The organism is Mycoplasmopsis mucosicanis (assembly GCF_006546935.1).
GTDB classification, from domain to species: domain Bacteria; phylum Bacillota_I; class Bacilli_A; order Mycoplasmatales; family Metamycoplasmataceae; genus Mycoplasmopsis; species Mycoplasmopsis mucosicanis.
In genome coordinates, this window is the sequence record NZ_SMDN01000017.1 from 1 (window position 1) to 12,630 (window position 12,630).

General features: G+C 28.9%; 8 protein-coding genes. 3 read left to right on the forward strand and 5 right to left on the reverse strand.

The genetic code is table 4. From position 1 onward, the window contains the following. Window positions 1-279: 279 nt before the first annotated feature. The 5 genes from E1I18_RS03245 to E1I18_RS03265 all read right to left on the reverse strand — a co-directional run bounded on the left by E1I18_RS03245 (window position 280) and on the right by E1I18_RS03265 (window position 7,618). Window positions 280-2,115: a P68 family surface lipoprotein gene (locus E1I18_RS03245; RefSeq protein ID WP_141484162.1), complete on the reverse strand. Its 1,836-nt coding sequence runs from the start codon at window positions 2,113-2,115 to the stop codon at window positions 280-282. A 287-nt stretch (window positions 2,116-2,402) separates the two neighbouring features. Further along, complete coding sequence (locus E1I18_RS03250; protein WP_141484163.1) at window positions 2,403-4,319, reverse strand: P68 family surface lipoprotein; 1,917 nt, start codon at window positions 4,317-4,319, stop codon at window positions 2,403-2,405. A 306-nt stretch (window positions 4,320-4,625) separates the two neighbouring features. Continuing rightward, window positions 4,626-5,342, reverse strand: a complete 717-nt coding sequence (locus E1I18_RS03255; protein WP_308495576.1) for an ABC transporter permease subunit — start codon at window positions 5,340-5,342, stop codon at window positions 4,626-4,628. Between the two features lie 79 nt (window positions 5,343-5,421). Continuing rightward, entirely contained in the window at window positions 5,422-6,411 is a 990-nt protein-coding gene (locus tag E1I18_RS03260) for a sugar ABC transporter permease (RefSeq protein WP_141484165.1), read from the reverse strand. Next, window positions 6,395-7,618, reverse strand: a complete 1,224-nt coding sequence (locus E1I18_RS03265) for an ATP-binding cassette domain-containing protein (RefSeq protein WP_141484166.1) — start codon at window positions 7,616-7,618, stop codon at window positions 6,395-6,397. Before E1I18_RS03265 ends, E1I18_RS03260 begins: the two co-directional genes overlap by 17 nt. Before the next feature lie 323 nt (window positions 7,619-7,941). Here E1I18_RS03265 and mnmG point away from each other — a divergent pair, with 323 nt between their 5' ends. The 3 genes from mnmG to E1I18_RS03280 all read left to right on the forward strand — a co-directional run bounded on the left by mnmG (window position 7,942) and on the right by E1I18_RS03280 (window position 11,616). After that, entirely contained in the window at window positions 7,942-9,777 is a 1,836-nt protein-coding gene (mnmG, locus tag E1I18_RS03270) for a tRNA uridine-5-carboxymethylaminomethyl(34) synthesis enzyme MnmG (protein ID WP_141484167.1), read from the forward strand. Next, entirely contained in the window at window positions 9,761-10,210 is a 450-nt protein-coding gene (locus E1I18_RS03275) for a 23S rRNA (pseudouridine(1915)-N(3))-methyltransferase RlmH (RefSeq protein WP_141484168.1), read from the forward strand. Before mnmG ends, E1I18_RS03275 begins: the two co-directional genes overlap by 17 nt. A 128-nt stretch (window positions 10,211-10,338) precedes the next feature. Continuing rightward, window positions 10,339-11,616, forward strand: a complete 1,278-nt coding sequence (locus tag E1I18_RS03280) for an HAD family acid phosphatase (RefSeq protein WP_141484169.1) — start codon at window positions 10,339-10,341, stop codon at window positions 11,614-11,616. Window positions 11,617-12,630: the final 1,014 nt, after the last annotated feature.

Below are 12,630 nucleotides of genomic sequence, written 5' to 3' on the forward strand. Positions count from 1 at the left end.
CATTAGACTTAACAACTCTGCAATATTTTGCTTTCCCGTTTCCCATCATCATAACTATTAGATTTTTCATAGTTTAATTATATCACAAAAATAAAATTATGTTATGTAATGTTATGTAATTTTTTTGTTTAAAAATTCCCGTATGTACTACGTACATAAGGAATTAAAAATATTTTGATTTTGCTTGTAACTCCGAAACTCAGGAAAAATAAAATCAAAATTTGCGTGTTTTATGCACTTAAAACAAAAAAATACTCATGCGTTGGCATGAGTTAATTATTATTTATTTGCGTTTACAAGATTAGTAAAACTTTCAATCATTTTATCAGCTGATGTTTTGCTTGGCGAGTCATATTTGCTACTATTAAACATTCCACTTAGAATTGCTTTTGTAATCTCTGCAGTTACATCATCTTTGACAAGACTTAAAGGTTTAACATCGTTTTGTTTAAGTTTAAGAATAGATTCTAAAGATATTTTGTATGAAACAAGGTGATTTTTGTAGCTTGATTCATCATAGATTTTTTTGTCGTCCTTTTGGTCACCTTTAGATTCCTCTTCACTAATTCTTTTTTCATATTTAGCGTATTCTTCGTCTACTCATTTAATATTTTCTTCTTTGGTAATTTCTGAAATAGGCATTATGTAGCCTGATAATTTAGCAAAAGTTTTTCAGTTAGGTTCTTTTAGTCCGGCTTCTCTTATATCTTGAATAATGTCATTTTCACCTGTGTAAAGTCATTTAATAAATGCTTTTGTTGCTTTATTAAATCGTTCATCTTTTACATCAACAGGAATAATGCTTGAACCACCTTCTTGAAATACTTTATTGCCACCTTTTTTATTTAAGATAATTTGAGGATTAATTGAAACATCATCTTTTTGTGCTGTGTATTTTTTAAATTCTTCTTCAGTATGTGTTCCAAACGAATCTTTGCTAGTAAATAAGTAGTGTGATCTAGGTGTTTGGAATATACTATTTGCTCCTAAACTTGGTGCATAACTGATTGCTGAATGGTATTTCAAAATTCTATATGAGCCTCATTCAGAACCTTTATTTGACATATATTTCACTGATTGGAAATGTTTTGATGTTTTCGCATCAATATCATTGCTATATGTTATTACTGAATCATTATAGTCATCTCATAATTCTTTAAACGATTTTTGCACATCAGGATCACTAACAATGTTGTATTGAATTGATGTAGGTTGATTTGGATTGTCTTTATTGGTTTTTAGTTCAAAAGTCGCTTTATTTGTACGTGCTTGCAATTCTTGTAAGAATGTATCTTCTTGGTAATCTATTGCATATACTTCACCAGGCAATGTATCCTTATTGACTTTGTCATAATCTAATTCAACACCTTCAGCAAAAGCTTTTGAAAAATGTCTTACACCTTCAAGCGAACTAAATGTTTCATCATCAACTTTTTGAAGGTTTTTAAAACCATCTTTTTTAGCTTTTAAAGCTAATCAAATACTTTTATCTGGAATATTAGAACCTGTTTTTGAAGCTTCTAATGCCTTTTCATAAATTTTTGAACTCTCATCAACTTGACCTCCACCCTCTTTAATGAGTTCAAACATTTTGTACATTAAATCAAGATTAATTTGTAGTGCATTAACATCGATATTATCAAAAGGCAAATTGTATAGTTTGTCATCATCTGCTTGACCTGAAAGTTGCGAGTGTAAGTTGGCAATTTCTTTAATAAAGTATTTTTTATTCACTCCAGTGTCTGATACATCTAAAAGTCTTCTATCTTGATTGATTACATATGCACCTGATTGAGCACCTAAAATTAGGTTAGGTACTGTGTTAAGTCTTCCACTTTCTATACTCTCTTTTATAGATTTAATTAGTTCAAATTCACTAAAAATACCATCTTTTTGTGAGAAAACTGCCTTAACTTTAATAAAATCAGGGTTGTCCTTTTGTGTCTTGTTGTAGTACTCTACAAATGGTTTAACAGCCGAAGCTAATGGTCAATTCTCTCCTTGTGGTAGTCTAAATATAACCTCATTTGGTCTTGAACTACAAGATACAGCAATAAGGGGTGTTGATAAAATGCTGCTTGCAGATAATATTGCAATTAGTTTAGATTTATTCAATTTATATCTCCTTATGTATGTAGTTAAAATAACTGGTCATATTATATAAAGAGAATTCGTTTTGCTTTCTATTTTGTGCTTCAATAACTCATTTATGGTACTAATTTCACAAAATAACCATAATACACATTTTTGAGTTGTTTTGGACAAAAAATTAAGTCGCTAAAAATGAAGTAATTTCGATAATTTTATATAACAAAATCACTCAAAGCAAGTTTGCTGTTCCTCAAATATGCAATAAAAAAAACAAGCATCCAAACTTGTTTTTTTAACACAAAAATTTATAACTATTTAACTGCGTTTTCGAATGATTTAATTAAAGCGTCTGCATCTTTTGTTTCTGAACCTTCATGAACTGTGCTTTTAAATAATCCATTCAAGATAGCACTAGTCATTTGTGATGTTTTATCATCTGTAATAAGGTTCAATGGTTTTACTTCAGGTTTTTGAAGTTCAAGAATTGATTTTAATGAAACCTCTGCTGATGTAAGGAAGTTTTTGTATCTTGTTTCTTGGAATATTGCTTCATTAATTTGTTTTACTTTTTCTTTGTTATCCTTGTTAGTTTCAAGATCTTTTTCATATTTTTCTAAACGACTTACATATTTAGCATGTTCATCTTGAATTCATTTAAGACCTTCTTTAGTAGCCACTGATTTAAGAGGCATTACATAACCTGAAAGTTTAGCAAAGAATTTTCAGTTGTCTTCTTTAACACCTTTTTCAATAATGTCATTATCACCTGTGTATAATCATTTAATAAATGCTTTGGTTCCGGCATTAATTTTTTCATCTTTTGAAGAAACTGGAATAATACTTGATCCACCTTCTTGGAATACTTTTTTACCACCATCTTTATTCAAAATAATTTGAGGTTTCATCAATACATCTTGATCTTTTGCATTAGTTTTGAATGACTCCTCACTTTGTAGTTTTAATGCTTTAGTAAAGAATCAATTAGATCAAGGTGTTTGACGGTTTTGGTTAGCACCAACACTAGCAGCATAACTAATAGCTGAACGATATCTCATTATGTTCCATGAACCTCATTCAGCATAACCATTTTGCATATATTTAACAGATTGGAATAAAGATTTACCACCAATCTTTTCATTTTCTTTATTATTCTTAATTTTAATTGTTCCATTGTCTTGAACATGTTGAACAACTGAGTCCATATAATCATTTCATAAACTTTTGAACTGATTTTTTACAGATTCATCAGCAACTAAATTGTATTTAATTGTAGTTGGCTCGTTTACGTCATTAGTTTTTACTAATTCAAATGTGTCCTTGTCTGTACGAGCTTGCAACTCTTGCAAAAATGTTGCTTCTTGATAGTCTATTGAATATACTTCTCCGGTTTCTTTAATTTCACTTAATTTAGATTCGTCGATTTTCACACCTTCGGCGAAAGTTTTAGAAAAGTGTCTTACACCTTCTAGAGTTGAAAATGTTGAGTCCTTAACATCAAGAGATTTAAGTGAATCTTTTTCTTTAACTAGTAAATGACTTCAAACACTGTTTGTTGGAATGCTACTTCCTTCTTTTGATGCTTTTAGAGCTGCTTTGTATATTTCTGAATCTTTGTCTACTTTACCGCCACCTTTTTCAATTAGTTCAAACATTTTGTACATTAGATCAAGGTTAAATGTTAATCCATTAACATCGGCATTATCAAAAGGTAGGTTGTATAGTTTGGTTTCGTCGTCCTTGCCAGAAAGTTTAGAGTGTAGGTCAGCAATTTCTTTATCGAATAGACCTTTATTAACACCTGTGTCTGATACGTCTAAAAGTCTTCCGTGTTGATTAATCAAGTATGTTCCAGATAATGCACCTAAAATTAGGTTAGGAACATTTTCATCTCTACCTGCTTCAATATCTTGTTTAATAGATTTAATTAATTGAAATTCACTAAAAATACCATTTTTTTCAGAATATGCGGTTTTAACCTCAACAAAGTTAGGTTGATCTTTTTGAGTTTTGTTGTAATAGTCTACAAGAGGTTGCAAAGCTTGAGCAAGTGGTCAGTCTGCACCTTGTGGCAATCTAAAAACAACTTTACCTTTATTGTCTTGTGGACCTTTTGAAGGATCACTACCTTGCTTACCATTTGAAGAATCATTATTGCAAGCTGCTGCAATCAATGGTGCACTTAAAACACCGGTTGCAGACATAATTGCAATTAGTTTCGTTTTTTTCATTTATTTTCCCCTTAAAAATAATATGTTATTTTAGTTTTTTTAACTAGCATAATTATATAACCAATCAAAAATACCCCTATTAGACAAAACGTCAATACATAAATTATGGTATCAATTTCATAAAATGAGATATTTTTGACTAAAAGTACTTTAATATGTGTATATTGGTAAAAATAAAAATTAGAGAAAATAAGCAAAAATAAAAAGTAATTTTCAAAAGTTTTTGATTAAATATATTTTTTTATACGTTTTGGCTAATTAATAAAAAAATTCACAACATATTTTTTTGTGAATTTTAAAATCTTGTTAATTAAATCTATTTATCTTCTTAGCAACAATTGAATAAAGAACAAGTGGTACTATTACTGAAAGAGTTGCACCCGCTGCTTGAATATTCAACAGCACGCTTCCTTGAACATTACCAAGACTTAAATATCAAATTGTGATGTTACTTTTATCTGAATTTCTAAGAAGTGTATTAGGTCAAAGATAATCGTTTCACACAGATATGAATGTAAAGATAACTAAAAGAAAGTAAGCTAATTTTAATTTAGGTAAATAAACATAAATTATTTTTTGATGTCATTTGAGATTATCATTAACCATCAATTTTTCTTTTCTGTCTTTAATAGATTTAGCAATATTAAATATGTATGTAAAGGTGAAAAATGAAAAAATTCCATTAGCCACTGCACCAAATACTGTTGTGTCTATTCTTATTGTGTGAAGTATTCTTATAAGACTTAAATATATTGAAAATTCAGGTACTAAACTTATCACTAAAAAGAAGTACAAAAAGTATTTTTGATATTGCTTATTCATACTGAGCAAAGCACCAATTGCAAGAGAATAAACTACAACTCGCAAAGCAATTAATGTAGTAGCAAACAACAATGTTCAGCCAAAAGCTTCTCAAAATCTCTTATTAATTATCGTTATAAAATTTTCTCATTGTGGAGACTGAGGAAATAACTCAAGTTTATTTTCTAAAGCACTTGCATTTGTTTTTAAACCATTAACCATCAAAAAATATAATGGAAATAATAAGAGCATTATTAGAAAACACAGCGCTATGTATTTTAAAATTTCTTTGATTATTCTTTTAGCTAGCATTATTTACCTCTTTTTTAAGCAATTGTTTGCTTTTAGATTTTGCAATTTTACGCTGTATAAATCTAATAAATCTTTTAATTATTGTAGGACGCAATGCTAATGTAATGACCAACAATAAAACGAGATATGCAAAACTAAAGAATGCAGCAGCATAACCTTTTTCAAACTCGAGCGAACCTTTAGTTCCACCACCAATAAACTTGATAGTATATGAGGTCAATGTGTGTGCATTTTCAATATCTACATCGAATGTATCCTCAAGCAATGCTTGAGGTAGCAATAAGGAAGCAAATATAAAATTAGTAAATATAATAGCAAACGAAACAGTAGCAACTTCTTTTATATAAATAAATCTTATTTTTTGTCATATATTTAAATTATCAATAACCTGTTGCTTACCATACTTTATGTTTGCCCTATTAATTGCAGACGCAATTAAAATAAGGTTAAAAGGAAGTGATCTTCAAATTTGAAATAAAACATAATATATTCAAATTGGTAATCTATTATTGCCTGATGTAAATGAGTATTTTGAACCAATAAGTCTAAAGAATAGGTTTTTTGAACCAAAAAATATTGTAAAAGCAATACCTACTGCAAATGTTGAGATGAAAAATTGAGAATAAATTAAAGATAAAACAAAACTTTTGACTGTCTTAGAGATCAAAAACTCAACCATTAAAGCAAACACAAAAGCCAGAACTAACGAAATAGAGGTGCCTAAAAACAAAACTAATGTTGAATTTATTACAGCATATTTAAATCTTGTGTCACTTCAAATGCTTTTATAGTTTCCGAAATTATGTTGGACAATTGTTTTATTAGACTTGTAAGGGAAAAATTCAATAGACTTAAAGAATGTATGAATCATAGGTGCTAATGTAAATACAATAATCAATATCATTAATGGTGCAAGGAGTAAAAATATTTTTGTAAGATGCTTTGATCTTTCTTTTTTTGAACTATATGTGTTGTGCATAGACTCTTTCTCCATTGCTATCAAACACAAAAACGTCTGAATTTAGATATTTTAAATTTACTCTTTGATCAATGTCTATTGATGCATCATTTGATACAACGACTCACTTATTGTTTGGATTTATTTCAACTCAATAATGCACGCTGTCACCAAAGTGTTTTTTATCCACTACCTTGTATTTTCCATTTTTCACAGGGTTCATTTTTACTTTATTTTGTCTAATGTAGTATGAATAGCCATTCTTTTCTTCAATAAAATTAATTTCTGGTGAACCAATAAATTTAGCAACAAATAAATTATTTGGATTGTCATACATTTGCTCGCCAGAGCTAAATTGTTGAATTTTACCTTTATCCATCAAAATAATTTGATCGCTAATTTTCAATGCATCGTGTTGATCGTGTGTAACAACCACAATACTTAGGTTAAATTCCTTTTTAATTTGTAAAAGTCACTCAATTGTAGATTCTTTAATTTTGGCATCCAATGCACTAAATGGTTCATCCATTAAAATTAAACTTGTTCTTTTTACAATACCTTTTGCAAATGAAACACGTTGTTTTTGACCACCAGAAAGCTCATTAACATTCTTATGAATTAAGCCGTCTATACCTAATTTTTTTGATATTTCATTGAGTTCTTTTTTAAACAAACTTTTGCGCGTTAGATCTTTAAAAATTTTAAACTTGCCTTTGGTCGATTTATCAGTTAGTATTGCTCAAAGAAGTTTTAAATATCTTTTTTTCTTTTCTCAACGTGATAGTTTTTTACTCAATGCACTGTTAGCTCAATACAAATATTTTTGTACCAAGTCATAATTTAAGTGCTCTGAAAAATATTCATCAAAATATTTCATCCGCACACTATCTACTCAACTTTCTTTATTTTTTGCACTCAAAAAAATGTTGTCAAATACTGAAACATTCTCATAAATAGAGCCCTCTTGCATAATATATGCAATTTCATGAGGCTTTGGATTGTTTCTTATTGACAATGAACCTGAAGTAGGTTTTAAAAAACCAAGAAGCAAATTCAAAAGTGTTGTTTTACCTGAACCACTTGGTCCAAGCAATGAAATAATTTGATTGCCAGGAATCTGTAATTTATCTATTTCGATATCATAATGCGGTTGTTTTTTGTTGTATTTAAATTTCAAATCTTTTATATTGATTAAAAAATATTTATCATCCAATAATTTCTCATCCATAATATTCTAATTATATTAATAAAACAGTGTGAAAGTTATACAATAATACAACATATCAATTTTACCAATAGTACTCAAAAATGTGTATATTGGTAAAATTATTATCTTTTTTCATTACTCAATCACTCAATATTTATATGCAATAGAAAATTAAAATAATATTGATAGCAACAAAAATGAAAATAATTCCAATTTTATTGAGTTAGTAAAAGTGCATAAATCAATGCAAAATAGCAAAGGTGCTAAAATATATTATTGATATTTGATTTATTTATAATTCATTTTTATTGAATAATTGTTAATTATTTTATTTAGGAGGCATTATGAACATAAAAGCAAAATATGATGCAATTGTTGTTGGTGGTGGACATGCTGGACTTGAAGCTGCCTTTGCATTAGCCCATCAAAAGAATAAAACTTTGTTGATATCATTCAACAAAGATAGACTAGGTATGATGCCTTGTAACCCTTCTATTGGTGGACCTGCAAAGGGAATTATTACCAGAGAAATTGATGCATTAGGCGGAATGCAAGGATTATGAGCTGACAAAGCAACTATTCAATTAAAGATGCTTAACCAATCAAAAGGTCCTGCAGTTTGAGCGTTGCGAGCTCAAATAGATAAAGAAAAGTACTCAAAAATCATTGCAGAATTCGTTGAAAAAGAAGAATATCTTGATCTTCTTGAAGCTGGTGTAGAAAAAATAATTGCACATGAAGGAAAATTTCAAGGTGTAGAACTTGATAATGGTCAAATAATCTACGCAAATGTATGTGTTATAACAACTGGAACATATATGGATTCAAGAATTTTGCGTGGTTCTCAGACCACACAAAGTGGACCAGACAATGAAAAAACAACAAAATCATTGAGCATTTCATTAAAAGAACACGGTTTTGTGCTTCAAAGATTAAAAACTGGAACACCTCCACGTATTTGATCTGATTCAATAGATTTTTCAGAAGTTGAGCAAGAAGTGCTCGATGATATAAATTTAAGTTTTTCATCTCGCTCAAATATTTCAATTCCTACTCAAATTGCTTGTCATACAACATATACAAATGAGCAAACACATCAAATAATTAGAGAAAATTTGCATAAATCAGCAATGTATTCAGGTTTAATTGAAGGAATTGGTCCTCGTTATTGTCCTTCAATTGAAGACAAAATTGTTAAATTTGCTTCAAAACCTCGTCACCAAATATTTTTTGAACCTGAAACTGCTGATGGAACTATAACATATGTTAATGGCCTTTCAACATCGCTACCTATTGAAGTCCAAGACAAAATAATTCGCACAATACCTGGACTAAAAAATGCACGAGTGCAAAAATGAGCATATGCTATAGAATACGATGCAATTGACCCTTTACAACTGAAACCATCATTAGAAACAAAAGTAATTGAAAATTTATTCACTGCTGGTCAAATAAATGGTACAAGTGGTTATGAAGAAGCTGCAGGTCAAGGTTTAGTAGCAGGTATAAATGCTGGTCTCAAATTACAGAATAAAGATCCAATTATTATCTTAAGAAACCACGGATATTTAGGCGTTTTGATTGACGATTTAGTAACAAAAGGAACAAAAGAACCATACAGAATGCTTACTTCGCGTGCAGAATATCGACTTTTATTGCGAAATGATAATGCAGATATTAGACTCGCCGATTATGGTTTGTATGCACAAACACTTTCTAAAGAACAATTTGACAAAGTTATTGAAAAATATCGTTTAATTGATGAAAAAATTCAACAATTACACACAACACACTTGTCTAGCAAGTCTCAATTGGCTCAAAAATATCAAATTTTCGATGGAGCCACATTACTAAAAGTTTTGTCGCGTCCTGATGTTGATCCTAACGATGTAGTGCCTGATTTTAAATATAAAAATGAACTTACAATTATGGTTAGATTGCATGGTTATATTGAAAAACAAAAAACAGATGCTTCAAAAATGGTTCGTTTAGAAAATCTTAAAATACCTCAAGACATTAATTATGAAAATGTTAAAAATATTGCAACTGAAGCTAAACAAAAATTTATGCAAATAAGACCTTTAACCATTGGACAGGCTAGTCGTATCAGTGGTATAAATCCTGCTGATATTCAAATGCTAATGTTCCATATTGAAAGTAAAAATGGCCAAAAAAATTAAGATAATTTCAGTTGGATCATTAAGTCCAGAATTTAAGAATTTATGCACACATTATGAGAAAAGAATTTCCCAAAACTACTCATTTACGTGTGTTGAGGTAAAAGAATTCAGTGAAGAAAAAAATATAGAAACTAAAAAACTCAAAGAAACTAAGCTTATTATTGAGCAAATAAAAAATGATAGTTTTGTGGTATTGTGTTCACTAAAAGGCAAACAATATGATTCAGTAGAAATGAGCAAAATCATTGAAGCAAATCAAGACATTACTTTTATCATCGGTGGTTCTGATGGAATGATTGAAGACTTAATTAAGTCTAATCTAAAAATATGTTTTTCTTTATTGACCTTTCCACACCAATTATTTAAAATTATGCTTTGCGAACAAATTTATCGTTCAGCTACAATACTCAACAATAAAAAATATCATAAGTAAATTCAACACAGCAATGCTGTGTTTTTTTGCAAAATAGCACATAAATAAAGAAAAAAAATACATAAAGTCCTGTAATCATTTAAGCATAATGAGAAAAATGTAAAATATCTAACAAAGAGAGGTAATAAATGAAAAAATTAAGATATTTATTAGGAGCATTTGCTCCACTATCATTAGCACCTATTGCGACTGTTGCATGTAATCAGCCAGTCGAAAATAAATTAACGCTTGAAAAACTTACTCAAGAAGTTAATAAATTAACTACTGATGAAAAAATTCAACTTGTAAATAGTTTGACATTAAGCGACGATGAAAAAGCAAAATTAATCAATGATATTAACTCAGGTGTTGGAATCACTGCATCAATTATTTGATACATGACTTCAGCAGAACAAAAAGTTGCTGCTCTTCAAGCATACACATTAGCAACAGTTGCATTTGATAACCTAAAAAAACGTGGTGACACTGATAAAATTGACTACTCAAAAGTTGATAAAACAACTGGTGCAGTTAAAAAAGCAGAAAACGGAAAAGCAATTCCTGTAGTTTTCATGGATATTGATGAAACTGTGTTTAAAAATGAATTAAGTGAATCGGATTTAGTTATTAAACACAAAGGTAAATTCTTGGAAGATGAAAAAAATAAAATTGATGCAGTTGGAAACAGAAATCCTGTTCCTGGTGCAATTGAATTTATCAACCACGTATTTGAAAACGGTGGAATTGTTTTATTCAACTCAGGAATTCCACAATTAGAAGATTCAATCAAAGGTATTATGAAAAACCTTATTGCTAAAGGTGTTAAAAAAGAATATGTTCACGAATGAATGTTCTGATGTTCAGGTGTTCAACCAGTATTAAAAGATGGAAAATTTGACAAAACACCTTGAAAAACTGCTATTAATGAATTTAAAAAATACAAATCATCAGACAAAGCATATAACACACTAAAAAAATCAACCACCAAAAACCAAAGAATGAATGCTGTTAGCGATAACAAAGATGGATGAAACTTTAAAGCTTCTGATGCAAACTCTGATGATGGTGTTGTAACAAAAGTTATTATGAGAATAGGTGATGACTTTGGTGATTTCTATGATGATGCATACAAATCAAAAAGAAATAATACCTACTCTAATGAATGACTAGAAAAAACTGAAGGTGCTAAAGACTTATTTACAAAAGTTGAAGGAGCTCAAGGTATAAAAGTTACAAAAGCAGCTAAAAGTGGTGAAGAAGCAAAGGTAGAGAAAGTTGCTTGACATCAATTCAATGTTCAAGTTCCAGGTAATGCAATGTATGGAAGTTGAGCTAGTCAATATGGTCATGGATCATTTAAAAAATTATGAGATGCTCTTGTTGCATTAAATAAAGATTCAAAAGATGGAACTGCTGAAACTAAATAAAACCTAAAAACAAAACATTTTGTTTTGTTTTTTTTAACATTTCGGAGCAGAATGCAAAAAGTGTAAAATTGACGTATTTTTTAAGTCAAAATACACTTTTTGTTTTTTACTATATACAATTTTTACAATTTATAATGTTCTACAACAGAGTTAATTAGTATTTTTTGCATCAGTTTGTTTTGCAGATTTGTTTTTTAACGTTTCGGAGCAAAAAACAAAAAGTGTAAAATTGAGCTATTTTTTAAGTCAAAATACACTTTTTGTGTTTTGCTATATACAATTTTTACAATTTATAATGCTTTGAAACTCAAAGTTTATTACCATTTTTTTCATTAATTTGTTTTGCAGATTTGTTTGCAAACACATTGATTTGTTTTTTAACGTTTCGGAACAAAATGCAAAAAGTGTAAAATTGACGTTTTTTTTAAATCAAAATACACTTTTTGTGTTTTGCTATATACAATTTTTACAATTTATAACACATTGAAACACAAAGTTTATTACCATTTTTTGCATTAATTTGTTTTGTAAATTTATTTAGTTTGCAGTCTTAAGAGATTACTTAAATAATATAAATATAGTCAACTTTCCCACTTTAAGTATAAAAATATATATCGCATTTTAGTATAGCTAAGAAGACTAAATAAAGACCTTTATTAGATAATAAATTATTTGTGTGATGTTGACATTAATGCATTTTAATATTTTTTTTTATTAATCTAAACTAGACAAAAAAACTCAAACACTTGTTCTGTTTAGAGTTTTTTTTGACATATTTTTTATATTAAAAGACTGAAAATTTTTAAATAATTTTGCTATCTAAAACACTCAAAAATGAGTGTTAAACAAACATTTTATTGAGCAATTCTTGCTTAATTTTTTTGAGTTTTTTCACACTTACGCTGATGAAGTGTTAGGAGTGAGTCTAGAGTGGAGAACGTCTGAGCTATTTTATTTTGTTCGGGGAGTTGAGCAGTTAGTAAATAACTTTCATTCAGTTCATCTAAGTTTATT